This window comes from Halomonas sp. ATBC28 (assembly GCF_005937175.1).
Taxonomy (GTDB): Bacteria; Pseudomonadota; Gammaproteobacteria; order Pseudomonadales; family Halomonadaceae; genus Vreelandella; species Vreelandella titanicae.
Genome location: NZ_VCQL01000007.1, coordinates 202,103 through 227,233, shown reverse-complemented (window position 1 = coordinate 227,233; position 25,131 = coordinate 202,103). Strand labels below are relative to the sequence as shown.

General features: G+C 55.6%; 23 protein-coding genes. 4 read left to right on the top strand and 19 right to left on the bottom strand.

Features of this window, described 5'->3' with window-relative positions:
- Positions 1 to 54: 54 nt before the first annotated feature.
- The gene (locus tag E0L35_RS10480) at positions 55 to 1,032 is read right to left on the bottom strand and encodes a TAXI family TRAP transporter solute-binding subunit (RefSeq protein ID WP_027958208.1); all 978 of its coding nucleotides are present in this window, start codon (positions 1,030 to 1,032) and stop codon (positions 55 to 57) included.
- 450 nt (positions 1,033 to 1,482) lie between these two features.
- Between E0L35_RS10480 and nhaD the strand changes: the two genes are divergently transcribed.
- Positions 1,483 to 2,961 carry a sodium:proton antiporter NhaD gene (nhaD, locus tag E0L35_RS10475; RefSeq protein WP_138800231.1) on the top strand — a complete coding sequence of 493 codons (1,479 nt, stop codon included), beginning with the start codon at positions 1,483 to 1,485 and terminating at the stop codon, positions 2,959 to 2,961.
- A gap of 94 nt (positions 2,962 to 3,055) precedes the next feature.
- Here nhaD and E0L35_RS10470 read toward each other — a convergent pair whose 3' ends face one another.
- The 5 genes from E0L35_RS10470 to E0L35_RS10450 form a co-directional block, all read right to left on the bottom strand.
- A complete protein-coding gene (locus E0L35_RS10470) occupies positions 3,056 to 4,894 on the bottom strand; it encodes an EAL domain-containing protein (protein ID WP_022520743.1) in 1,839 nt (612 codons plus the stop codon).
- Positions 4,895 to 4,903: 9 nt separating this feature from the next.
- On the bottom strand, positions 4,904 to 5,575 hold the full coding sequence (locus E0L35_RS10465) for a glutathione S-transferase (protein ID WP_022520744.1): 672 nt from the start codon (positions 5,573 to 5,575) through the stop codon (positions 4,904 to 4,906).
- Positions 5,576 to 5,729: 154 nt separating this feature from the next.
- The gene (locus E0L35_RS10460; protein ID WP_009287898.1) at positions 5,730 to 6,305 is read right to left on the bottom strand and encodes an antibiotic biosynthesis monooxygenase; all 576 of its coding nucleotides are present in this window, start codon (positions 6,303 to 6,305) and stop codon (positions 5,730 to 5,732) included.
- A 127-nt stretch (positions 6,306 to 6,432) separates the two neighbouring features.
- Positions 6,433 to 6,840 carry a hypothetical protein gene (locus tag E0L35_RS10455; protein WP_022520745.1) on the bottom strand — a complete coding sequence of 136 codons (408 nt, stop codon included), beginning with the start codon at positions 6,838 to 6,840 and terminating at the stop codon, positions 6,433 to 6,435.
- A gap of 7 nt (positions 6,841 to 6,847) precedes the next feature.
- Complete coding sequence (locus tag E0L35_RS10450) at positions 6,848 to 7,075, bottom strand: DUF2835 family protein (RefSeq protein ID WP_022520746.1); 228 nt, start codon at positions 7,073 to 7,075, stop codon at positions 6,848 to 6,850.
- Positions 7,076 to 7,273: 198 nt separating this feature from the next.
- Between E0L35_RS10450 and E0L35_RS10445 the strand changes: the two genes are divergently transcribed.
- Positions 7,274 to 7,852 (top strand): putative metalloprotease CJM1_0395 family protein, encoded by a 579-nt coding sequence (locus tag E0L35_RS10445; protein ID WP_235270528.1) that lies wholly within the window; start codon positions 7,274 to 7,276, stop codon positions 7,850 to 7,852.
- On the opposite strand, the gene E0L35_RS10440 is transcribed toward E0L35_RS10445, so the two are convergent.
- From E0L35_RS10440 to E0L35_RS10380, 13 genes are all read right to left on the bottom strand, one after another.
- A complete protein-coding gene (locus E0L35_RS10440) occupies positions 7,849 to 9,618 on the bottom strand; it encodes a GGDEF domain-containing phosphodiesterase (RefSeq protein ID WP_039860044.1) in 1,770 nt (589 codons plus the stop codon). The two genes, E0L35_RS10445 and E0L35_RS10440, sit on opposite strands and share 4 nt — an antisense overlap.
- Before the next feature lie 235 nt (positions 9,619 to 9,853).
- Complete coding sequence (locus E0L35_RS10435; protein ID WP_138800230.1) at positions 9,854 to 11,806, bottom strand: methyl-accepting chemotaxis protein; 1,953 nt, start codon at positions 11,804 to 11,806, stop codon at positions 9,854 to 9,856.
- A 243-nt stretch (positions 11,807 to 12,049) separates the two neighbouring features.
- Positions 12,050 to 12,562, bottom strand: a complete 513-nt coding sequence (locus E0L35_RS10430; RefSeq protein ID WP_022520749.1) for a C40 family peptidase — start codon at positions 12,560 to 12,562, stop codon at positions 12,050 to 12,052.
- Between the two features lie 65 nt (positions 12,563 to 12,627).
- A complete protein-coding gene (locus E0L35_RS10425; RefSeq protein ID WP_027958201.1) occupies positions 12,628 to 13,257 on the bottom strand; it encodes a histidine phosphatase family protein in 630 nt (209 codons plus the stop codon).
- A 49-nt stretch (positions 13,258 to 13,306) separates the two neighbouring features.
- Positions 13,307 to 14,122, bottom strand: coding sequence for a phosphonate ABC transporter, permease protein PhnE (gene phnE, locus E0L35_RS10420; protein WP_022520751.1), 816 nt, complete (start codon positions 14,120 to 14,122; stop codon positions 13,307 to 13,309).
- Positions 14,123 to 14,183: 61 nt separating this feature from the next.
- The gene (gene phnE / locus E0L35_RS10415) at positions 14,184 to 15,002 is read right to left on the bottom strand and encodes a phosphonate ABC transporter, permease protein PhnE (RefSeq protein ID WP_041158979.1); all 819 of its coding nucleotides are present in this window, start codon (positions 15,000 to 15,002) and stop codon (positions 14,184 to 14,186) included.
- On the bottom strand, positions 14,999 to 15,859 hold the full coding sequence (gene phnC / locus E0L35_RS10410) for a phosphonate ABC transporter ATP-binding protein (protein ID WP_041158978.1): 861 nt from the start codon (positions 15,857 to 15,859) through the stop codon (positions 14,999 to 15,001). The genes phnE (E0L35_RS10415) and phnC overlap by 4 nt, the downstream gene beginning before the upstream one ends.
- Positions 15,860 to 15,936: 77 nt before the next feature.
- Positions 15,937 to 16,902: a phosphate/phosphite/phosphonate ABC transporter substrate-binding protein gene (gene phnD / locus E0L35_RS10405; protein WP_138800229.1), complete on the bottom strand. Its 966-nt coding sequence runs from the start codon at positions 16,900 to 16,902 to the stop codon at positions 15,937 to 15,939.
- A gap of 114 nt (positions 16,903 to 17,016) precedes the next feature.
- Positions 17,017 to 18,774, bottom strand: a complete 1,758-nt coding sequence (locus tag E0L35_RS10400) for a bifunctional diguanylate cyclase/phosphodiesterase (RefSeq protein ID WP_138800228.1) — start codon at positions 18,772 to 18,774, stop codon at positions 17,017 to 17,019.
- Positions 18,775 to 18,936: 162 nt separating this feature from the next.
- On the bottom strand, positions 18,937 to 20,856 hold the full coding sequence (locus tag E0L35_RS10395; RefSeq protein ID WP_138800227.1) for an alkaline phosphatase D family protein: 1,920 nt from the start codon (positions 20,854 to 20,856) through the stop codon (positions 18,937 to 18,939).
- Positions 20,857 to 20,875: 19 nt separating this feature from the next.
- Entirely contained in the window at positions 20,876 to 22,264 is a 1,389-nt protein-coding gene (locus E0L35_RS10390; RefSeq protein ID WP_138800226.1) for a HAMP domain-containing sensor histidine kinase, read from the bottom strand.
- Complete coding sequence (locus tag E0L35_RS10385; RefSeq protein ID WP_022520756.1) at positions 22,261 to 22,935, bottom strand: response regulator transcription factor; 675 nt, start codon at positions 22,933 to 22,935, stop codon at positions 22,261 to 22,263. The genes E0L35_RS10390 and E0L35_RS10385 overlap by 4 nt, the downstream gene beginning before the upstream one ends.
- A gap of 38 nt (positions 22,936 to 22,973) precedes the next feature.
- Complete coding sequence (locus E0L35_RS10380) at positions 22,974 to 23,333, bottom strand: PepSY domain-containing protein (protein ID WP_022520757.1); 360 nt, start codon at positions 23,331 to 23,333, stop codon at positions 22,974 to 22,976.
- A gap of 174 nt (positions 23,334 to 23,507) precedes the next feature.
- Here E0L35_RS10380 and E0L35_RS10375 point away from each other — a divergent pair, with 174 nt between their 5' ends.
- Both E0L35_RS10375 and E0L35_RS10370 read left to right on the top strand, forming a co-directional pair.
- Positions 23,508 to 23,987, top strand: coding sequence for a hypothetical protein (locus E0L35_RS10375; protein ID WP_027958197.1), 480 nt, complete (start codon positions 23,508 to 23,510; stop codon positions 23,985 to 23,987).
- 120 nt (positions 23,988 to 24,107) lie between these two features.
- Positions 24,108 to 25,121 carry a DUF1853 family protein gene (locus E0L35_RS10370; RefSeq protein ID WP_138800225.1) on the top strand — a complete coding sequence of 338 codons (1,014 nt, stop codon included), beginning with the start codon at positions 24,108 to 24,110 and terminating at the stop codon, positions 25,119 to 25,121.
- The last annotated feature ends 10 nt before the right edge of the window (positions 25,122 to 25,131 follow it).

The following is a 25,131-nucleotide window of genomic DNA, read 5'->3' as shown; positions in this document are numbered from 1 at the left end:
CTGCCACAGCGCAAGCACCGTGGCAGCAAGAAGATGGATAATGGAAGAAAACGGCTAGCGCAGAGCGTCAGGTACCTCGATACCCGCTTCCTCGTAGTAACGCAGCGCACCTGGGTGAAGCGTGCCGGTCATGTTTTCCAACATATCAGGGCTAATACTGCTCCACCACGCCGCCTCTTCAGCCATGGCGTCGCGGCGTTCCCAAAACGTTTTGGTCAGCGTGTAGGCGGTGTCATCGTCCATATACGTTGTGGTGTAGGCGATCACCGGTAGCGATGTGGTTTCAACGTCTTTATCCACGCCGGGATAAGTGCCGCCGGGGATCGTTTGGCGTGGCGCTCCCGTTTGCTCGATTTGTTGGTCAGTCAGGCTAACCAAGGTCACCGGCATGCTGGCGGCTGTCTCAATCACATTGGGTGAGGGGAAGGAGCTGGCGGTCACAAAGCCATCAATCTGGCCGTTTTTAAGTGCATCGGGGCCGCTGCCCATCGCTGCATCGGCAATTTTCACGCTCTCTTCCAGGCCAAACAGTTCCAGGTAACGAGCCGCTTCACGGGCGCCAAAGGTGCCTCGACCAATCAATAAGTGCTTGCCTTCCAGCGTGGAAATATCGGTCACACCGTCATCACCCGCTAATACAAAGTGCATGGTGATAGAGGGGATCGGGAACAACCCCCGGATCTCTTGAAAACGCGGATTCTGACGCTCGGCAAAGGCTCCCTCCCCACCCATGGCCTGATCGACTAACGCGGGCGGCGTGGTAAATACATAGTTGCCCTGGCGAGCCATGACTTCCATCACGTTCTGTACCGAACCCTGGCTTTCTTCCAGGGTAAGGATGATAGCGTCATCGGTTCCCTGGCGAATCGCTTCTGAGAGTTCTACGCCCATTTGATAATAAGCGGTACCCGCTGAAGCCGATTTATAGGTCACACGCGTTTCTGCGTGGGCGGAGAAGGCGGCACTTGTCAGCACTAACGTAGTAGCCGAGACGAAAAGCGTGCGGTGTAGGGAGCGAAAGGGATTGCGCATCGTTATATTCCTCAACGTATCCAGCGGCCACTTCTAATCGGCCTCGTTTTTATCTTACCCAGTTGTTATATGACCAAGCTGAGAGCGTGGCGCGCATTAAAATAGCACGACTACCCTCGGACAGGCACTCTCCGCGGTCGCCCTCCCCATGCCCTCCAGGGTGTTTTATTGACATCTAATATTAGCTTAAAAAGATATAAATTCTGAATCTTTTTCAACAATGCTATGCGTCAATAGTATAATTCTTAAACCGCTATTAACTTTTTTATAAAACTATTACTGCACGATTTACCATTACCTAAAAGATTAATTTCCTAAAAAAAGATGCTATTACCTTAAGAAGAACTACTTCCGTTCGTTTTAATAAGGTATTGCGGCGCAATATAGACTGATAAAATGAGGCCGCTTTTATACCACTCCTGACAACTTAACCATGAGGAAGAACGTCACATGCCTACGTTGTGCCAACCCTCTTGCCAGCCTCGATTATATCGTCGCTGGCTTTTTTTGTTAGCGGCCTTACTATTAGGCGTAAGTCCCAGTGCATTTGCAGTGACCGGTGAACTAGATCTAACCACCTCTACCGTTGGCTTTTTTGCTGTTGCGATTTTCGTCCTGGCGTATGCATTAGTCATGGCGGAAGAAAAGATCCATATGCGCAAGTCTAAACCGGTGTTGGTGGCAGCCGGTATCATCTGGAGCCTCATCGGCTGGGTGTATGTCCAAAACGGCATGTCGGACGCGTCTGAGTACGCTTTCCGCGTCACGCTGTTGGAGTTCACCGAGCTGATGCTGTTCTTGCTGGTGGCCATGACCTATATCAATGCCATGGAAGAGCGTCGGGTCTTCGATGCATTGCGTTCCTGGATGCTGCGTAAAGGGTTTAACTACCGAACCCTTTTTTGGCTGACCGGCGGTCTCGCCTTTGTGTTATCCCCCATTGCCGACAACCTTACCACCGCACTCTTGATGTGCGCGGTGGTGACCAAGGTGGCCGAAGGCAACCAGCGCTATATCAACCTGGCCTGTATCAATATCGTGGTGGCCGCCAACGCGGGGGGTGCGTTTAGTCCCTTTGGCGATATCACCACTCTAATGGTATGGCAAGCGGGCATGGTGGAGTTCCAGGAGTTCTTTATTCTGTTCTTCCCCGCCCTGGTCAACTTCATGATTCCAGCATGCATCATGAGCCTGTTTATCAAGGATGAAAAACCCGCAAGTGTTTATGAAGATGTGTGGATGAAGCGTGGCGCCCGGCGCATTGTGCTGCTGTTTTTACTAACGATTGTCACCGCCGTACTGTGTCACGTGGTGCTCCATCTACCCCCGGTGTTGGGCATGATGACCGGCCTTGGCTACTTGCAGTTCTTCGGTTACTACCTGCGCCGCAGCCTGCCCCGCTCCTTGGAGCGCAAGCGCGAGCGGTATAGCCGTGAAGGTGATAACCGTAAGCTGGCGCAACTGGGTAGCGTGGTGCCGTTTGATGTTTTTAACCGCGTTGCCCGGGCTGAGTGGGACACACTGCTGTTCTTCTACGGGGTGGTAATGTGCGTTGGCGGGCTTGGCTTCATGGGCTATCTAGGCTTGCTGTCGGAAGCGCTGTATACCGGTTGGAACGCGACTGCTGCCAATATTGTATTAGGCATTGTTTCGGCCGTGGTAGACAACATTCCGGTGATGTTTGCAGTGCTGACCATGGAGCCCGATATGTCCCACGGCCAGTGGCTACTGATTACCTTAACCGCTGGCGTTGGTGGCAGCTTGCTATCGATTGGTTCCGCGGCCGGTGTGGCGGTCATGGGTCAGGCAAGGGGCTCCTATACCTTTATGGGCCACTTGCGCTGGTCGCCGGTTATTCTGCTCGGCTACATCGCCAGTATTCTGGTGCATATGTGGCTCAACGCTGAGAGCTTTGCGCTCTTCAGCTAAGCCCGATCAAAAGAGAAATAGATGGCACTATTTCTTTTCCTTGTATCTCTTTACCCCTTTTCAGCGTGCTGGAAAGGGGTTTTGGTATAGCCGTTTAATAGCTTTCGAAAAGATACTCAATGGGTGTCGGGCGGCCAAATAGATAGCCCTGATAGCGGTAACAGCCGTGGCCTCTTAGCCAATCGAACTGCTCTTTTTTCTCCACTCCTTCCGCGACCACGGTTAAGCCTAAACTTACCGCAAGTAGAATCGTGGTATCGACAATCGCTGCGTCTGTCTTATCGGTCAGCAGCTCGCGAATAAACGATTGGTCAATTTTCAATTCATCCAGCGGTAAGCGCTTCAGGTAACTCAGCGATGAGTAACCGGTACCAAAGTCATCCAACGCAAAGCGAATCCCCCTAGCACGCAGTTTCAACATCGTGCTACGCACCCTCACCGGCTCGTGCATCAACAGGCTCTCGGTGACTTCAAGCACCAAGCGGTTCGGCGGCGCCAGGGTTTCTGCTAATAGCTCTTCAACATCACGTACAAACTCCGGCTGCTGAAACTGCACTGAACTCACGTTGACGGAAATACTTAACGGCGCATAGGCCGGTTGATGAGACCATTTCGCTAGCTGCTCGCAAGCTGACCGCAGCACCCAGTAACCGATCGGCACAATCAACCGATTCTCTTCCGCAAGCGGGATAAACGTTGCGGGGGATACCCAGCCACGCTGAGGATGATACCACCGCAGCAGCGCTTCAACGCCGGTAGTCACGCCCTGATGGTCGACCTGCACTTGGTAATGCAGCGCCAGCTCGTTGCGCTTGAGCGCCTGATGCAAATCAGCTTCTAAACTGGCCCGTTCCAATACGCTGGTCTGCATTTCGCTGTTAAAAAAGCGCAGCGTATTGCCGCCCGCGCTTTTCGCCTGCTGCAACGCCATATCTGCCTGTTGCAGCACGCTATCCATACTGTACTCACCAGCTCCCGTAAACAGCGAAATGCCAATGCTGGCACTGATCGGTAACGAGTGACTGCTTCTTAATTGAGCAATGACTTCCAGCAGTTGCCGCCCCACACGCTCGGCTTTTAGTGCGGCGTCTTTTTGCTCCTCGCCCAGGTTCTTGATCAGCACCACAAACTCATCGCTACTGAAGCGGGCCAGCGTTACCTCTTCGTCAAGCCGCTGGCGTAGCTGTTCAGCCACGCTGACCAAAAGCTGGTCACCGCTCTCATGGCCCTGAATATCATTCACTAAGCGAAAATTATCCAGGTCGATCACCAGCACCGCACTGAAAAATGTGGCCCACTCATCATGATCAATGGTTGCCGTTAAGGAGTCCATCAGTAGCCGTCGATTGGGCAGCCCGGTTAGCGAGTCATAGAAGGCCAGGTAGTGGGTGCGTGACTGCATTTCGAGGTAGTCAGTCAGTTCGGTCGAAATACCGCACAGGGAGGGAGGTGCGCCAGGGGACATGGAAAGCGGCATTTTAATCGATAAGAACGTTCTTACCCGGCTTTCACCCCGCAAAACGTTGCTCTCTTCTACCGTTACTTTTTTCCCCGAATCTAATACGTTGCGATCAACCTGGTTGATTTCCGCAGCGCTCCCGGCATCAAAAAACGCCGCATCGCGCTTACCGATAATTTTGTCGGCTGGCAGGCCAAATAGATCGCTCATGCGGCGATTAACGTATTGATACTCCAAGCTTGGGGATTTGATATAGATAAAGGCATCGACGCTATCCAGAATAGTCGCCAGCATCTCTTTATTGGATTGCAGTAACGCCCGGTTATGCTGCATGCGCCGCTTGAGCAACAGGTTGCCCAGCAGCGCCAAAAGAAGGAACACAAGCAGCAAGGCGATGCCCCATCGCCCCAAGTAGCTGTCAATGCTGCGCAGAAGCTCCGCCGGAAGAGCTGCAGACGAGGCAAAATAGTACATAGTGGCTGTTCACTGACCAGGCATGGTCAACGGGCCTGCCCGCTCGACCACTCGCTGCCAGGCAGCGTCTTTTTCAATACGTGACACAAACGCAGCGATGGCAGGATACTTTTCCAACGACTGCACGGCGGCCATGGCCTGTAACGGGAAACTCATTTGAATATCAGCACCACTGGGCCACGGCCCGGCAAAATTACCCTGCGCCAACAAGTGCTGGTTTATGAAGTTCAGGTGCTGTTTAAGCTGCGGTGCTAAGAAGCGCTTGCTTACCGTATCGCTAATTCCCTTAGCCAGTGGCTTAATCAGCCAGGGCGACTGTTTGGGAATTTGACTAAACACAAGCTGCATCACCAGCAGCGGCATTAATGACCCTTCGGCATAGTGCAACCAGTAGCGGTAGTCCACCCACGCACTCATATCATCGATGGGAGGCTGACAGCGCCCCTGCCCATAGCGTTGAACAAGGTAATCTATGATGGCGCCTGATTCGGCCACGGTAAAATCGCCGTCGGTAATCACCGGAGATTTACCCAGCGGGTGAATTTTTTTCAGCGAATCTGGCGCTTGCTGGGTTTTGCCATCGCGTTGGTAAACCACCAACTCGTAGTCCAGTTCAAGGGCTTCAAGTAGCCACAGGATGCGATGCGAACGAGACTTTTCCAGATGGTGAACGTGGATCATAAACACTCCGTGGGGCTGAGTTGCGCGCCAGCATTGCACTGGCGACACGTATTCCTTTTCTAATGGCACATTTAGCTTAGTACCATAAAGCCCATCATCATAGGAGCATTAGTATCAACGCAACGTCAAAATTAATGCTTATTAATTAGGTGCGTTATAAACGGTGCGCATGGCGCCAACGCGCCAGCAGATCCAGCGGTGACCACTTACCTTGCAGCCAGGGCGCAAGTAAACGCATAGAGAGCGGAATAAACACAAATACCATCACTGGCGTCAGCATTAGGGTGCTCACCACCACCCGCGGCAGCAACGCCCAATCGGCCAATACGCCGCCGAACACGAACTGAAAGATCAGCGAGATAGGAAAGAAAGCCAGCCAGACAGCCACGGCCTGCTTCCAGCGCGGCGGTGCACTGCTGCCGGTTTGAAACCACGCATCCAACCCGGTGGCCCGGTGCTCATGGGGCGCCTCATATAAGCCTTTACCACGCGCCAACCACGCATGCCGTGAAGCGGAGTGCTCCCAAGCGGCTAAGGTCTCGCTGCTGCTAAAGCGGAATATAATCTGGTATTCATCGTCATCAGCCGGTGGCGACAGTACGCCAGAACCGAGGTAGCCAGCGAAGTCGGCCGCCAGTTCGCGTCCTTCATTAAGCCAACGATTAAAATCGGCGTAGCGGCCGTGCTCAACGCGACGAGCCACCATCAACGTGACGGGTGAGGCAGACATGGTATATCTCCTAATGTGTCTACAGCCAGCGCCGGGTAGGCAGGCTGTTTGCTTTCAAGGGGATAACCCTGAAAGTCCAATTGGCACATTATACAAGCAATGTTGATGCCATGTGATGAATGATTCGCTATACCCGTTGGCGCGACATGGATTCGCGCCCAGGCACAGGGTGGGGGCGCTCGCCGCGCTGAAAGGCGCATACATGAACATAGATATCCACAGCGCTGCGAATGGCATCGGCCTCTTGGGCGTCGGGCTCTACTACCGGGCCGGTATACTCACCTTCGCTACGCAGCACAGCCTCTAACTCGGTGCGGTAACGGTCGAGCAGGTGCTCCAGGTTGATGCGAATACGATGAACTTCCAGACCAAACGCTTGGCGTTGATCGGTGCGTTTAAGGATGTCCAAAGGATTTGAAGCGGCTTCGATCAAGCTTTCTAACGTAGCGAAAACTAACTTTTCAGCACTGTTTAAATTAGGAATAATGGAATAAATGAGGTCATTTAAAGTGATCGGTGTTCCATGGCGGTGCATAGGCGGTTCAACGTCCGGTTAAGGGGTCAATGCTAATAAATCGGCCCTGCTCAGAAAAACTTAATCGATAAATGCCGCGCACACCGTCCCGGCCCACCACCCGCCGAATTGCTTCGGCGGGAAATATCACCCAACGGCCATCTACGCTGCGGGTTCGCACGTTGGCGATACGCCCTTCGTAATGGGCTAGACATTCATCATAATTAAGATTAATGACCACATCAATGGTTTGCATAGGGCAGGGATAGACTTGGCATAGGCTGGCATCGTGTCAGAAAAGTGTTGGCATCGCACAGCGCAAACTTGCACTGTCGGCGTTGCTCGCTAATACTTCATGGTATCCCAACTCGTACTTAGTCGGTAATGACCTATGGCCGTTTCTTCCATTAGCACTGTTTCTCACGCTGCCGGGACGTACCCTTCAGCGAATACAATGTCCCCGCGCGTTGAGCAAGCCGCTAAAGGCCGTGCTCTAGAAGAAGATACGGCGTCTACCGACGACCCAAAAACGACTAGTGCTAGTGAAGAGAGCAGCAGTGCCGAGGCTGGCCCCAAACGGGCTGACGGTACGCCCATGGCGCCGGATGAGATTCGGCTACTAGACCAGCTTAAACAGAACGACCGCGAAGTTCGCCAGCACGAGATGGCGCACCAAACCGTGGGCGGTGCCTATGCAGGCGGCGCCAGCTACGAATATGAAGTTGGCCCCGATGGCAAGCGCTACGCGGTCGCGGGAGAAGTACCGATCGATTATGGCCCGGTACCCAATGACCCCCAAGCCACTATCGAAAAAATGCAGACCGTGATCGCCGCAGCCATGGCGCCTGCAGATCCCTCTCCCAAAGATCATCAAGTGGCTGCCCAAGCGCGTCAGTACTTGTTGGAAGCCAAGCTCGAAGCGTCCATGCAGCGCAGTGAAATGGAGCAAGCCCGCAGCAACGGCGCCGAGGCAACTTCTTCTGCTGATGAATCAGCCGCTAACGAGCAACCTTCAGAGGAACAAGCCGCTTAATTGTCCGCTAGCGCAAGAGAGCTCCACTCTTCACGGCTAGGCCAATTTGCCAACCAGGTAGGTAATGCCTCGGCGGGCATAGGCCGCGCAATACCATAGCCTTGGGCTAAATCGCAGCCTAGCGCCATCAAGGCTTTGGCATGGTCTAAGGTTTCTACCCCCTCTGCCAGCATGGGCCGCTTAAAGCGATTAGCCATGTAAATGACGCTTTCTACAATCGCCATATCATCCTGATCGGTGAGCATATCGCGGACAAAGCTCTGATCAATTTTGATCAGGCTGACCGGCAACTGCCGCAGATGGGTTAACGACGAAAACCCGGTGCCAAAATCATCAATAGCAAAACTCACCCCCAGCGACTGGCAGCGCGCCATATTTTGCAGCGCAGCCTGGATATCGTGCATTGCGGCGCTCTCCAGCACTTCGAGCTTGAGCATTACGGGCGGTACATCAGGGTAGCGTGCCAATAACTCGCCAAGCCGCTGGCTAAAATCACTCACTAACAGATGCGTAGGGCTTATATTCACATTGATCGGCAGCGCGATGCCCTGAACTTGCCACTCACTCAACTGACGCAGCGCTCGTTCAATGACCCACTCGCCAAGATCCACCTCCAACGGCGTGGTATCGATGATGGGTAAAAACTGCCCAGGTGCCAGCAGCCCATCTTCAGGGTGCTGCCAACGAATCAGCGCCTCTAGACCGACCACTTTGCCACTGCGCATATCGACCTGGGGCTGATAGTAAAGGCACAGCTCATTGTGAGTGAGGGCATCAATAAAACGCTGGCGCTGCTCATGGCGCACCTGCAGCAAGCGGTCATGGTTAGGGTCAAACAGGTGGAACGTGTCGCGGCCACGCTGTTTGGCACGATACATGGCCTGATTGGCATGCCGCAGCAGCACATCGCCCTGAACGTGGTCATTAGGGTAGAGCGTAACCCCCAGGCTCGCCGTCAGATGAACACTCTGGCCCTCAATCATCATCGGTTGTCGAATGGAGCCCAGCAACTTCTCGAAAAAGTCATCGTCGACACCGTGGTGCAGTAACAGCACGAACTCATCGCCACCCACCCGCGCCAGCACGTCATCGCCAAACAGCAGATGGCTGATGCGCTGTGAAAAAGAAGACAGCAGCGCATCGCCTACGGTGGGACCCAGCCGGTCATTAATATTTTTGAAGAAGTCGATATCCAGCGAACACACCGCCAAGGGGAGCTGCTTGGCTTCTGCATGCTGCATGGACTCTTGAATCAACTGCGTCAGCAGTTGCAGGTTGGGTAGCCCCGTGAGGGCATCAAAGTAGACTTCTCGATTAAGGTGGCGGGCATGGGCCGGAATGGCCGAAAGATCTGCGAGCACAATCACATGGTGATCGATCTCGCCGTGCTCATTGCGCACACGATTGATCGACATCATGCCGGGATAAAACTGGCCATCGTGACTACGGTAGCTCACCTGGCTTTTGCTACGGTCACGCAACTGCAGCTCTTCCCGCATCAACCGCGTGGTGCGGCTATCGTCCAGCGGTAAAATGCTGAACGCTTCTGGTGTTTTGCCCTGTACATCGCCCTGCGTAATCCCCGTTAATTCACAAAAAGCGGGGTTCACCTCCACCACCCGATTTTCCGCATCAGTAATAATGATCGCTTCGTTGGCGTAACTAAATACCGATTCAGCGGGTGACGCCGCATGGCTTACAGATGCCGTTGGCATCGCATTCGAGCGGGGCAGTGAAGGCGATGGCTGGGAGTGCTGTTGAGACAAAGACTGTTCCTTCGATAAATTCAAGGATTCATACATATGTCTTTGCTCTCCTCGTCGTTTTTATAGAGCCGTCGCTATATAGGTTCGTTGTTATATAGAGCCGTTATTATGAAGACAGTAGTATTGCTAGGCATAATAACACCCTATGACGGCGAAGGTACTTTGCACTACAAAGTACCTTATCGGCTGACGAGGTAATTAGTTAAAGAGTTTGCTCAATATAATGGCAGGTAAGCTACGCGGGAGAGAGGGCTAAACGCTGGGTGGCCAACGCCGTATCGCGTACTTGGTAATCGCTCACTTTGCGGGTCATATCATCGGCCTGATCATCAAGAGAGCGGCTCGCCGCGGCCATTTCCTCAACCAATGCAGCGTTTTGCTGAGTCACCTCCTCTAACTGGGCCATGGCACGGTTAATTTGCTCAATACCCGCCGACTGTTCATGGGTAGCCGACGCCATTTCATCCATCAGGCTTGCCATTTGCCCTACCCGTTGAGCAATCCGCCCCAGAGCTTCATTGGTGGTAGTCACCAGGCTTTCGCCTTCTGAAATTTTGGTCACATTATTATCGATCAATTGGCGAATCTGGCTGGCCTCCTGGGCGCTGCGGCTAGCCAATTTGCGTACTTCATCGGCAACCACCGCAAAACCACGCCCATGCTCACCGGCTCTCGCCGCTTCAACCGAGGCATTAAGCGCCAGCAAATTGGTTTGGAAAGCGATGTTATCGATGGTCGCCACAATGCTAGTCACCTGCTCGTTGGCTTGCAGGATAAGCTGCATGGCTGCCTGGGTTTGAGAAGCGACTGCGGTGGCTTCTTTTGCCTCTTGAACCACCTCACCGGTCATCTGCTGGGCTTGCTGCGCGTTCTCAGCACTCTGGCGCACCGTGGCGGTGATCTGCTCCATGCTCGACGCGGTTTGCACCAGCGAGGCGGACTGCTCTTCGGTTCGCTGGGCAAGATCCTGATTACCCTGCGCCATTTGATTGCTGGCCACCGCCACCGACTGCGCATTGCGCTTAACGTCAGCGACCAGCGCTTCAGTAACTTCCGACGATTCATTAAACGCCTGATATAGCTTTGATAACTCATCGCTACCCGGCACCACTAAGCGCTGTGTCAAATCGCTACCCCGGGTCGCGATACTGGTTAGCGCTTGGTTAAGCGACTGGGTAATGACGCGTACGATCAATACGGCAGCGACAATCGCCATCAAGCTGGCCACGAGCGCAATTACCGCATACTGCCAAAGTGCCTGTTGGGCCGACTCACGCAGCGCGACAGTCTGGGCCACCACTGTATCTGCCACGCTATCCTCTAACGCTTTAAGGCGGGCAATTTTCACCGTTTGCCACTCAAACCACTGTTCCGGGTCGACACCATAACCGCCGGCTTGCGCTTGACTGATCGCCAATTCGCGCCGAGCCAAGAGACGCTCGATCTCTGCACCGCTCAATGCCTGGTCAAGCTGGTCGCGGCTTTCATCTCCAGCCAACAGGCGGAAGCTTGTCAAGAATGCCTGTTCCTCGCCCAGCAAGGACAAGAAACGGCGTAACGTAGCGTCGGGCATGCCGTCGCTGGCGAAGGCATTGGAAAGCAGAGCCCGCTCAATCCCCGCTAAATCTTTGGCTTCCAGCAGTTGGTAGTAGGCACTTAGCTGGCGAGCAATACCCCCTTCGCTGGTGAGATGCGACAGCGTACCCACAAAGGCCATTAGTTGGCCGTTGATGCCAGTGTAGTGGCTTAACGCATCGCCCATCGCCATATCCAGGTCATCGACACGTTTGCGCAAGGCTGCCTGGCGCTGCCACTGGGCGTCGATTTCGTTGAGTCGTTGCTGGGCAGCAGGCGTTAACAGCGCTGAATCCAAGGCATCACGCTGAGTTTGGAAAGCCTGCACAGCGGCGTCGGTGTTGGGTCGCTGCTCACGTAGTCGGTTGCCAAATGCTTCGCCTTCGCTGCCCAAAAAACCAGCGGTCATACCCCGTTCAAGCTGCATTTGGTGCACGGCGTCACCGGCACGTTGGGCCAGTTGGGTTAAGGCGTGCAGACGATCGAACTCCTGCACCGTCGCGCGCCGTTCCATAATGCCTTGCGCAGCAAACCAAGCCAGGGCAAGCAAGGGGAGCACCAACACACAGGCAAATTTAAACCGCATCGACATGCGGTTAACGATAGTTTTCATAGCTTAGCCTCAAATATATAGCGTCGTTGGGGTAAGCGGCGTGCTCAATTATTGTTGTCCGCATCAGCTGACGCGTTTAGCTAAGTCTGCCGCACTTTGCCGTTTAGTAAAATATGATTAATTTTAGGGGATGAAATAACGACAAGCGGCGCGAGTATAGGGCGTGTGAGGAACTCTATATTGATTCAAGTCATAAAGTCTGACGGATTTTCCGGCCTACCAAGCGGCTGAGTTGAGCGCCCCTTAAGGCGCTGGACTGGCGGCACCCAAAAAGCGCGCCTGCCAGTAATCGATCTCTAACGGCACGCTGACTACTGCACGGCCCTTACCAGGTGCATGAATCATTTGGCCGTTGCCACGATAAATTCCTACGTGGGTCGCTTTGCGACGGTCGCCAAAGAAAAGCAGATCACCAGGGCGTGGTTTTTTCACCTGTGGCAAGGCACGAAACTGTTCATCGGCGGAACGCGGAACACGAATACCCGCCGCCCGGTAGGTCATTTCCACTAAGCCAGAGCAGTCCAGACCATCGGGCGTATTTCCCCCAAAACGATACGGTGTGCCAATGGCCTGCTGAGCATGGGAGAGAATCAGCGCACGCTCCATAGAGAGTCCTGCGCGGTTAGGAGGCGCCTCAATGGGGGTAAGATCGCGGCTGGCACAACCCGCTAGTGCCAGTAGTAACAGGCAGGTAAGCAGCCACCTTCCAGAAGGTGCCAACCCGCAAGGTAGAGGCCACAGGCGAACCAGTAGCATGGGCAGCCGCTCCAATAAATCAACATGCTTTCATGATGGCGCAAAGCATGCCTAGCCGCCAATGGTTAGCGGCCAATCCACTCGACAAAGCTGGTTTCACCCAGCGCATGGCGTTCATGCCGCACCCGGCTCATTGCCGCGTAGGGTAAATCCATTGCCAGTACCCGCGAAAGCGGCTGCTCGATCACCTGGCGCAGCAGGCCATTGCAGACAAACAGATGCGCCACTACCAGCACATGCTTGCCAGGCGGGTTACTTAACAGCTGCTGCCAGGCCTCGGCTAATCGCGCGTCAAAGGCTTGCAGGGTTTCGCCACCGGGCGGCGACACCGCGGCAGGATCGAACCAAAAGGCACTCATTCGCTCGGTGCCCTCTTCGGCAAACACCTGGGCGTGGGTTTTGCCCTCCCACTGCCCCAAATGCAACTCGGCGAAATCGTCTTCCACCTGAACGGGCAGATCAAACTCCTCGCCCAGCCATAAGGCGAATTCACGGCAGCGTGTTAACGGCGAGGTAACGATCGCATCGTAGGGCAAATGCCCGTCGACCGTTTGCCTCATGACTGCATCGGTCACCTGCTGCCAGCCGGTTTCACTCAGCGGATGGTCGGTGGAGCCGCGGAGCATACGCCCGCCCACCGGCTCGCCGTGGCGCAGTAAATCTATCGTTGTTTGTTCGGCTTCAGGAAAGCGCATAGGGGTAACCTCGCCGACCTAGGCAGTTTGTAGATTAGGAAACCAATTACTAGATAATCGCGTGACGCACACGTGCGGAAATCCACTCCGACACCAGCACGGTAGCGAAAATCATAATAAAGATGACGCTAACTTGATCCCAGGCGAGGCTATTGATCGAGGCATTCAACTGCAGACCAATACCACCTGCCCCGACCAAGCCCAACACCGTCGACTCACGGATATTAATGTCCCAGCGGTAAACGCTAATCCCCGCGAACGCGGGCATCACCTGGGGCAGCACGCCGTAGTTCATCACCTGCAGTCGACTCGCGCCGGTAGCGCTAATCGCCTCAACGGGCGTGGGATGGATCTCTTCAATCGCTTCGTAAAGCAGCTTGCCCACAAAGCCGATGGAGCGCAGGGCAATGGCAATAATCCCCGCCAGTACGCCGGGGCCAAGAATGGTGACCAGTAGCATCGCCCAAATCAGCGAGTTAATGGAGCGCGATGAAACGATCACCATCAGCGCCAAACTGCGCACCAGCGGATGCGGCGTCGTGTTACGGGCGGCTAAAAATGCCACCGGAAACGCCATCATAATCCCTAACGCGGTGCCCAAAGTGGCGATATTGATGGTGTCCCACATGGGCTTCCAGAGCACATTGGCGTAGCTCCATTCGGGAGGGGTCATGCGGCTGATCAAATCTGCTCCCTGGCGGCCGGCATCTTCCACAAACACCCACATGGTGTTGTCGGAAATCATCTTCCAGCAGAGCAGAAATAGGCTGACACCCGCCAGCCAAGCCAGGTACTGCAACCATTGAGCGCGGGTGGTGCGCCGCCGCCAAACCGGCTGACCCTGGGGTGTAGTGGAAACAGGCATTTAAACTCTCGACAAATTAAGGGGCCAGAACTTACGGATCCAGCAGTTACTGAATCAGCGTTTACTGAGTCCAGCGGCGGACATGGCTTGAGCTGTACTCGCACAGCAGCACGATGGCGATGATAATCAGCAGAATCGCCGCGGAGGTGTCGTACTCATAGCGGCTCAGCGAGGTATTCAGCGTGGCGCCAATACCGCCTGCGCCGACAATGCCAATCACCGAGGACTCACGGAAGTTGATATCCAAACGGTACATGGAGAGCCCGATCAAACGCGGCATGACCTGGGGCTGCACGGCGTGGTTCATGGTTTGCCACCAACTGGCGCCCGTGGCGCGTACCGCTTCTACCTGCCGCCAATCCAAATCTTCAATATCTTCCGCCAGTAGCTTGGCCATAAAGCCAATCGTCGCGAAGGCCAGAGTAATCATGCCCGCAAAGGGCCCGAAGCCGAACATCACCACAAACAGAATCGCGATGATGATCTCCTGGAACGTGCGCGAAACGGCGATAATCGCGCGGCACACAAAGTAGATCGGCAGTGGTGAAATGTTACGCGCTGCCCCTAAACCCACGGGGATCGCCAGCAGCACACCCAGTACCGTGGAGGTGAGCGTCATGGTCAAACTTTCCAGCAATCCCGCGACGATATCGTCGTAGCGGCTGACAAAGTCGGGCTGCATAAAGGCGCCTAAAAAATTAACCGCACGGCCTGCGCCTTCCGCCACCCGCTCCCAGTTCACCTCAACCGAGGCAAGCGCTAAAGACAGATACACCACTGCACCAATGGCGAGCCCCCAGCGCAAGCGGGGACTGTCAATTAGCGGTAGTCGCCGCCACTGACCGTGCTGCGCCGCCTGCTGGCGTGCATGCTCGCTCATCGTGCTGCCCCCGCTTCGATTGACGACATCACCCGCGCGTAGGGAGGATTAATCGGAGCAGTGTTAGTCGCCTCATCGCCGCTGACTTCATCGTCCATTGGTTCAGGCGTGGTGTCCCAGTCCTCTTCACCGTAAATCGTGGTGAGGATCTCGCTGGTGAGGTCGCTGGGAAGGCCATCAAAGACGATTTCACCCGCCCGCAGGCCGACAATGCGGTCAGCAAATTGCTGGGCCAGCGCTACGTCGTGAATATTGATGATCGCCGCCAGTTCGCGCTCTGCGCACAGCTCACGAATCAAACGCATGATTTGGCGCGAAGTTTTTGGGTCAAGGCTGGCGGTGGGTTCATCCACCAGCAACAGCTTAGGACTTTGCAGGAGCGCCCTGGCGATACCCACCCGCTGGCGCTGGCCGCCAGACAGGGCATCGGCACGTTTATCGATGGCATGCGGCAACCCCACTCGCTCCAATAGACGGAAGGCTTCAATCACAGCCTCCTGCGGGTAGCGGCGCAGGAAGCTGCGCCAAAAGCCCACGTAACCGAGCTGACCTGAAAGCACGTTTTCCATCACGGTTAGGCGGTCTACTAACGCATACTCTTGAAAAATCATTCCCATGGAGCGGCGGGCATGACGCAGCTTATGTCCCGAGAGCTTCGTCAGTTCCGTGCCGTCCAGGCGAATGCTGCCCTGAGTAGGCTCAACCAACCGGTTCACACAGCGAATCAGTGTGCTTTTACCCGCGCCAGATGGTCCAATCAGCGCCATCACTTGGCCTTTGGGCAGCGTGAGTTCAATATCCGTCAGCGCTCGATCCCCGGTAGGGTAACGTTTACCAACGCCGGTGAGTGTCAACATGGAAGTGCCTCATCTACATAGCGGTTCGGCCAGAAGGTTGCCCTCCTGGCCGATCGTATTGGGGTACTGTTTAAAGATTAATCGCAGTCGTAGGTCACGCCGTTGGCGTCAGCGATAGTGCGAATAACCGCCCAGTTATCCTGATAAGTAATCGGAATAAACTGCGCTTCGCCGGAGTTGGCGAATTCTGACTCGAGGGCCGTGCCTTCCCAGTCGTAGCTGAAGAACGCATCCTGAATCTTCTCGGCAAGTTCCGGGTTCAGGTTATTCGCCAGCCCGTAAGCGGTGGTGGGAAAGGTTTGTGAGGTGTAGATAATTTCGTAATCACCTTCGTTAACTACACCGCGGGAAATCATCCGCTTGCCCACGGAGTTAGCAATCGCCGCCGCGTCGTAGTCTTCGTTGACCACGCCGAGAATGGAGTTGTCGTGAGAACCAGAGAAAGCGGTCTCAAAATCTTCCCCCGCTTCCATACCGTACTCAGAGCGCAGCAGCGCAGAGGGGGCGCGGAAGCCAGAGTTAGAGGTTTCTGAGGTAAACGCTAGTTGGCGACCCTGCAAGTCTTCAACGGCTTCAATGCCGCTTCCTGGGTAGGTGATAATCTCCATCTCATAGCCAAAACTGCCATCTTCCGCGGCCATCATGGCGAAGGGGCGGAAACCACCGCAGTTAACCGCGACCGGGACGCCACCGGTATTGAAACCGGCTACGTGGAGACGGCCAGCGCGCAGCGCTTCCTGCTGGGCAGCATTGGACTGCACCGGGAAGAACTGGACTTTTTTGCCCGTAGCTTCGCTCAGGTGATCCAGAAAGTCAGACCAGACATCCGCGTAAACCGCGGGGTCTTCAACCGGCGTGTAGGCAAACACTAAAGTATCCGGATCTACCCACTGAGACTCATCGCTGGGGACATCGGCGACCATATCGCCATCGTTATCCACATAGCGCGATGAAAGATCCGCAGAGGCGTTCACTGCGACCAAGGCGAAGGCACTGGCAACGGCGGCACTGATTAACGTGCGGGAGAGGGATAATGTCTGCATGGGTCACCTGTAGCGTTCTGTAGAGTTATTAAAAGATGACAACATCCTGACGACTCCAGATGACAAAAATGGGGCACTTATATGACCGCTTCGTGACGTTTTGGCGAAGGACAGTTAATCTGCAGTTTGAAAAGCCTCGTGACCGCGGCGCTCTACAAACAGGCTGTTACCGGGAATTTTTTTCGCCTGATGCTTCAGCTCAGAAAGCTCGCCTGCGATATCCAGCGATTGGCAGGTAGTCGTATCATGGATGGGTTTTACCGCAATCGAGACGCTCACAAAGGGAAAAAACGTCATTCTATTTTGACGGTTTTCGATGTAAATCCCGCCCTGAAGGCGATCAGCCTCTTCATAGAAGCCCGGTGCCATCACCTCGAATGAGTGCAGAATTTGCTGGCAAACACTTTCCCAGTACTCAAGCGGCAGCAACATCATAAAATCATCGCCGCCAATATGGCCAATAAAGCCCCCGGCATTCTCTACCTGTGCTTGCAGCAGCCGCGATAGCGAAATGATGATGTGGTCACCTCGGGCGTAGCCATAGGCATCGTTAAAGGCTTTAAAGTTATCCAAGTCAACATAGGCCGCAGCAAACCCATGCCCGGAGGCCAAATAAGCCGCCAGTGTTTCATTGATCAGGATATTACCCGGCAGGCCGGTGAGCGGGTTGGCATGCCGCGCTTGGCGCACCTGAATCGCGGTAATCTCACGCAAAAGGTCAACGATATTGCCCATCCCCAGGTAGTCTCCGTTAGCGTTAACGATGACAAAGTCCTCTTGCTCAATATCCCGGCTGTCGGTCAACTTCTGACTCAAAATCTCAAGCGGAGTATCCGCTTCGGCCACCAGCATGCGTGCATCAGCAACGTCCAGCACACGGCGCTTGGCATAAAGCGAATGGCTATAGGGGTTGGTAAATAGAGTTAAAAACGAGTTGCGTCGCACCACCGCCACGGGCTTACCATTCTCCAGCACGGCCACGCAGCGCAAGCTGGGTTGTTGGCGAAATCGCTCGGAGATATACGGCACTGCGCAATCCGTCGTTATGGCATCGGTAGCCCGTAAAATCGAGCGCGTGGTGCGACCCGCAGGGCTTTTTAATTGGGTGCTCGCTGGCAGCACCATATTGAGTTCTAAAGGCGGCTGCTGGTTGGGTCGGGCGAAATAGAAGCCTTGTAGTAGTGCGAGCCCACGGTCGAGTTCCCACAAGCAAAGATGCTCAGCAGCGGTCTCCACCCCTTCGGCGATCACTTGGCAGTCCAGGCTACGCGCCACATCGAGAATCGAACGCAGGAACTCTCGCTTGGCAGGATCCTGGTCAATGCCGGAGATAAAGTGTCGGTCGAGTTTAACGAAATCGGGGCGCAGCTCTGACCAGTGACGCAGGCTTGAGTGCCCTGCACCGAGATCATCCAGTGCGACTTGAAAGCCCATAGTGCGGTAGTGATCCACCGCTTGGCGCATTAGCTCGTAGTCGTGGATTGGCACGTGTTCAGTGAGCTCGATCACCACCCGCTCTGGGGGCAAGCCGCTGTCACGAATAAAGCCAAGCGTTAAGCCTTCACGAAAATCACGCTCTACGATCGTCAACGGCATAACGTTAAGAAACAGCAGGCCCGGCAGATCGAGCTCTGCAAAGCGGTAGATGGCTAACCGTCGGCAGAGTATATCTAATTCCACCAGCTTTCCGGCCTGAGTGGCTACTTCAAACAGTCGTAACGGCGAGTGAAGCGGCGATGTTTTAGGCCCACGAATCAGTGCTTCGTAGCCATAAATCGCCTGCTGGCTGGCATCCACAATGGGCTGAAAGAGCACGTGCAACTCTTCTGTTGCAATAATCTTTTGCAACCACTGCGATTCTTGTGCGGTCATTTGCCTGCTGCCCTATTCTGCCACCCTAATAACCAGCGGTGGTTCCTATGATGTGTCACCTTCCCTGGAGTTGGTTGATAAGCTGCAAGCAAGCGTGCGTCATTTTTGTGACGCTATAATGACAATCATCAAGGACATCAGTCAGTTGACGCTACACTGATGTTAAATGAGCGGTTTTTCCCGCGCCGGAAAGACCACCTCGCTACCGTCGGCGTCGAGCTGTCGGATATCGATAGGGTGGCCTTTTTCATCCAGCGTTACTAAGCCAATGCCGCTGGCGTTCCACAGCCGTTCACCCGCGCTGGCGCGGTCAGGATCGCGGGGGTGAACGCTTAGCTTGCGGCGCTTGGTGAACCAATTAAGCGGCGACCACGGCGCATAGAGCCAGCGATTGAGCCGGTCAAAGGTATTGAGCAGGTTTTTGGGAAAGGTGTTTTTGATCCCGCTTGAGGTGATCTGCCACAGATGGGGAGAACGGCGCTGATGACGCACCACAATGTCGTAGACAAACGAGTAGTGCACGTCGCCAGATAGAATCACGTAGTTGCCTGGGGTTTTGGAGTGCCGCCAAATCTGCAGCAGCGTATTGGCCGCTCCCCGGTGCGCCATCCAGTTTTCGGCATCCACCACCAACGGCTTACCGGCAAGGGTAAACAGCTTTTGGATTCCCTCTATCAACTTGACGCCGAACATCGGTGCGGGAGAGACAATCACCGCACTTTTGGCCCCCATTAGCGCCTGCTGCATTTCCATTAGCGCCTCCCAGTCCATCAAGCCTGAAGGCCGATGCGGGCTGCGTTCGCTGCGCCAGCGTCGGGTGCGGGTATCCAGCACGATTAGTGCGGGAGTGCCGGGCACCTGAAACTCCCAGCCCTGAAAACGCAGCAATCGCTCGATCAGCCCATCCTGTTCAGCGCAGACTAGCGGTTGTTCGCCATCACCCAGCAGGGTCAAGGCATGATGGGCTAACGGGTTCAATTTATCCGGATCGTTACCCCAGGCTTGGCAAAGCAGATAGGCCACCAGAGCGTTACCGATAATACGTTTAGAGAACGGGTGACCGTAGGCGGCGCGCTCCCAGTCGGCGGTTAGGTTCCAGTCGTCGGTAACGTCGTGGTCATCGAAGATCATCAGGCTGGGCAGGTGCGCCATCAACCGCGCACACTGGGGCAAGCCTTCAGCAAAGGCATCGATTACCGCCTGCTCCTGACGATAGAGCTCGGCGTCTTTTTCATCTAAGGCAGGCGCTTTAGGGGCAATCACCTGCCAGGGCACCGGCGACCACACCAGGCAGTACATGGCGAGCATTTCAGCCAGCGTCATCAAGTGATTATGGGCATTCGCCGAGGTAAACACTGGCTTTTTGACACCGCCGAAGAAGCGCTCGCGCAGTGCCGCGTTGCTGGTCACATCGGGCAGCAGCTCCGCGCGCCGATAGTAGCTATCCGGCGAGCGGTAGAGCGCCTGGCTATCGTCGACAGTCGCGCCTTCCAGCCGCTCATCCACCAGCCCTAACCGCTCAATCAACGCATGCACGGCGCGTAGCATCGGCCCGGCCACGTCGTCGGCGTACACCTGGTCACCGGTCATCAGCAGCCAAGCGGGCCACTCGGTGGGCGCTGACTGCTGCTCAGCAAGCCAACTGTCGGCGCGCACCAGGCCATCGGCACTGTCGTGATGGGGCTTGCGGCAGGAGCCATGCATCAGGCGGTGATGGCGGGATGCAATCACAAAGGCAGGATAGGCGGCGCCATCATAACAGAGCCACGGCGCCCACTCGGGCAGAGAGCGCCACTCGCCCTGCTGGGTTTCCACCTGCAGGTCGTACTCGATGCGCTCGTCACAGGGCAGCGCTGAATCAAGCTCACAATCAATTAGGTAGATAAAGGCCCGCTGACCGATGGGGATGCACTGCTGGTGGTGCGCTAAGCCGATTGACTGGCTATCGGCGTGCCCTGGGCGCAGCACTAATGCCATGTTCAGTGGCCGAGTGGCGACGAGCCAAAGTACCAGCCGTGTAGTGCTGATACGTCTTAATAGGGGGCCGGCGACTATATCGGGCAGCGTATCTGTACGATTCATTCGGTGCGGTCTCCATTATTTATACGAGACGATTACGCGCGACGACGGGCAGCTCCACCACGACTTTTAACCCACCAGTGCTGGCGCGGCTAAGGTGCAGTTGGCCGCTATACAGAGCGACAAGATCAGTCACAATGGCCAAACCCAAGCCACTGCCCGAACGCTGTTCATCCAACCGTTTACCGCGCTGCACCGCCTGCTGGCACTCTGATTCGTTCATACCGGGGCCGTCGTCGCTAACGGTCAAGGTTAACTGCTGCCCGTCACTCTCTAGCTGTAGCTGCACATCGCTATGCGCCCAGCGCAGCGCGTTATCCATTAAGTTACCCACCAGCTCTTGAATATCCTGCCCATCCATATGGACTTTAATCTCACCCGCCCAGGTTTGGCGCAGCTCAATGCCACGCCGCTGGGCAAGCTTGGCCAGCCCATTGAGCAGCGGCGCCAGGGTGGCATGTAAATCAATGGGCGCAAAGCGAACGCCTTCGCCCGCCGCTGAAGCGCGTGCCAAATGATGACGTACCGCGCTATCCACGCGTTCTAGCTCAACCTCCCAGGCGGCTCGGTTCGCTTCCGGCAACTGGCGTAGCTGCAGGCGCATCACGCTCAGCGGGGTTTTCAGCGCATGGGCAAGGTTGCCAGCGGTATGGCGGCCACGCTCAATCAAGCGCTGATCGCGGGCCAGCACCGCGTTCATTGAGGCAGCAAGCGTTGCCAGCTCGTCGGGCAAGCGGGTATCTAACTGCTCGGCGCGCCCCTGCTCCACCTCATGCAGGTTGGCGTGCATGCGGCGCAGTGGCGCTAGCCCCCAGCGTACCTGGAGCGCCAATACGCCAAGCAACAACACGCCCAGGCCCACTAAACCGCCCCACAGCAGGCGCTGAAATTCGCCAATGTCCCGGGCCAACACATCGTCCCGGGCGGCGACGCTAATATGTAGCGGCGTTTCTAACGGCGCCAAATAGATATCACGCTCCACCACGCGCAGCGACTGCCCCCGAGGGCCAGGTATCGAGCGAGCGCTAAGAGTGTCGCTATCAATCACCGGCAGGCGCTGATCCCACAGCGAGCGCGAGGCCAACGTATGCTGCTCGCCATCGGTGATTTGCCAATACCAGCCGGAGTAGACATTGTCAAAACGCGGGTCGCCCAGCGCCCGGTCATGGACAAGCTGTTGCTCTATGCGGTCGTAGGTAACGCCCGCCATGATGACGTTGAGGGTGGCCCCCAGGCGCTCATCAAAGGCCTGAGTGGCCGAGGCACGGTAATGATGAGAAAGCAGCGTGCCCGCAACGGGCAGCGCCAGCCCTATCATCACTAGCACCGCCAGCAGTAGCCGCAGGCTTATAGAGCGCTTTGCCCAGCGCCTTACCCAAAGTTCAGGCCAGACCGAATTGAGTCGACTCATTCGGTAGCGGGCTCTTCTGCTAATAAGCGATAGCCCTGGCCACGCAGGGTGGCAATTCGCCAACTGCCCAACTTGCGACGCAGGCGGCTGACCTGAACATCGATCACGTTGGAGTCCGGCTCGTGGTCGCGGTCATAAACGTGCTCCGAGAGCTCGGTGCGGCTCACCACCCGCGGTGCGGCGTGCATTAAATAGCCCAGCAGTCGGGTTTCCTGGGCGGTTAATCCCACCGGACGCCCTGCCAAGGTGACGTGCTGGGTGTGGGTATCCAAACTCAACTCACCCACTTTCAGTACTGGATGGGCATGGCCGTGGCTGCGGCGCACAAGGGCGCGCAGGCGAAACAGTACTTCCGCGGGCTCAAAGGGTTTTGTGACGTAGTCATCCGCCCCGGCAGTAAAACCCGCGGCTTTATCGGCCCAGCGTTCCCGGGCGGTAAGGATCAGCACCGGCAGGTCGATACCATCTTCCCGCCATGCCGAAAGCCAGCGAGTGCCATCGCCATCGGGTAGTCCGACATCCAGAATCAGCGTGTCGTAGGCTTCCGTGCGTACCAGAAAATCAGCATCCTGACCGTTAGCCGCATGCTCTACAAGCCAGTCGCCATCGCGCAATGCTTGGCTAAGCTCGCGAGCCAGCGCCTGGTCGTCCTCTACCAACAAACACTTCATCGGCTAACTACCCTTTTTTGGCAAGTGACATCAACAGGCTAGCGGCGCATATCATTGATACGCACCCCTTCAATGGCCATCAATTGGCCGTTATGGCCATCAAACTCGAACTCGACCACTTGGCCCTGGGGGCCAAGCAATTTGATCTCATACTCGACATAACCCCCTTCACGTTCCACCTCAACCTCCAGTACTTCCCCTATATAGTGCGCTTCCAGCCAGTCCAAAATAGTGTCGAGAGGCACAACCTCACCGCGGCGCACTTCACCGTGTAGCGACTCCCAATGCTGGTCACCCACCGCGCTACCCGCCAGCAACAGCACCAAGGCTAACCCAGTGACGTTGCGGCGAGGGACGCTGCGCAGTAGCTTTTTAAAGTGGCGTAGGATTTTACTCATTGGGTCAGCATGCCAAAGGCAACATGAACGTTAGATGAACAGCTTTGTCAGCTTAAGGAAAGTATCGGGGTGGTATAAATTCACTGTCGCATTCGCTGAATGCCGTTTATTCACTGTTGTATAAACATTGACGTACAGACATTCTCGTACAGATACGTAAAGAAGGAATTTGCTATGAACACCATGAAAAAAATGCTGCTGATCCCGACCTCTGCGCTGCTGCTTGCTGCGGCTGCAGGGAGTGTGCAGGCCGACGATTCGCTGCCGATGGATCGCATTGATGACGTATTGACCCACGCCAATGACTACGGTTTCAGCCACTACGAAGAAGTTAGCATTAAAAGCCGTGGCCGCGTAGAGGTAGAAGGTTGGCTGGACGATGAGTGGTACGCCGATGTGGAATTTTCTCTTGATAACGGTGAAACGCTACAAGAGAAACGCGAGCGCCTGATTACCGGTGCCTGGGGTATGAGCGAAGACGATATCCGTCAAGCACTGGACGTAGCTAGCCAGGAGGGTATGGTTGAATTTGAAGATCTCGATATCGATAAAAGCGGCATCATCGATATTGAAGGCCGCGGCGAAGATGGCCGTGAGCTAGAAATCAGCGTCCGTCAGGGTTCTTCCGAAGTGACTCAAATTGACCGCGATTAATTTATCCAGCTAATCGCTTTGCGGGCTCCCCACGGGGAGCCCGCTGCGTTTATGGTAGGCTGACAAATCATGTAGCTAAAGTGATAGTGCTGACCTTATGAGGTTGCTGAGGAGATATCCGTGCTGAACGAAGGCGTTGATGGCGCGCTGGAGAATGTAGAACTCGGCAACACGGTGTCAGTGCTAAGAGATTTGGCTTGGCTGATCTCCACGCCTGATCTTGTGGTGCTTCCTCCGCCGATCCCCTGTGGAGGGCGGCCCACCATTAAAGAGTTAGGGCTGGAGAAAGCGCTATTGCCCTGGCTACGTAAGCTTGGCCTATCACCGCTAACCGCGTTGAACGGCAGCCGCGCAACGCGCATGGGCCATTACCACGAACGCCTGTGGCATATGCTATTAGATCACGCACCGAATACACGGCTGCTCGCCCGGAACGTGCGCATCACCCGCCAGCGCAACACCCTGGGCGAGCTGGATATGCTGTACAGAACCCGCGACAACCCGGCACCGATACATTTAGAAGTCGCTATTAAGTTCTACCTGGGGCTGCCTGAAGGGCCTGGGGCAGCCAATAGTCAAAGCCGCTGGATTGGCCCCGGCGGGTTAGACAGCCTGGCGCTTAAGTGCTCTCACCTCAGACGTCACCAGCTCCCCCTTTCCACCACGGCGCCTGCGCTGGAAACGCTTACGCATTGGCTAACGCCACGGGATCTGGGTGTTTCTGATCTGCGTTTAGGCGAGCAGTTAACCCAGCGGTTGGCGATGCCCGGCGTACTTTACTACCCCTGGCACGCCGCCATGCCAGCGCCCGAAGGCGCGACGGCAGACCATCGCCGAGGTACCTGGTGCTACTTACGTGACTGGCCTGCGCTGGCAGCCCGGTTTCCCGCCATGCCGCGCATGGCGTGGTTGGAAAAACCTCACTGGTTGGCACCGCCGCCCCTCAGCGCTTTTCGCCCTGCGGCGGAGCAGTTGCCCGCCATTATCGAAAAGGTTCACGCCTGGCGCTCACCCCAGCAAGTGATGCTGTGCTTCTCAGAGCGGGAGCACAATGAACAACGCTACGAGCGGCTATTTTTGGTACCTGATGACTGGCCCCGGCAAGTGCCTCTACCGCCCCGCATTCGGGACTGAAAAACGACCA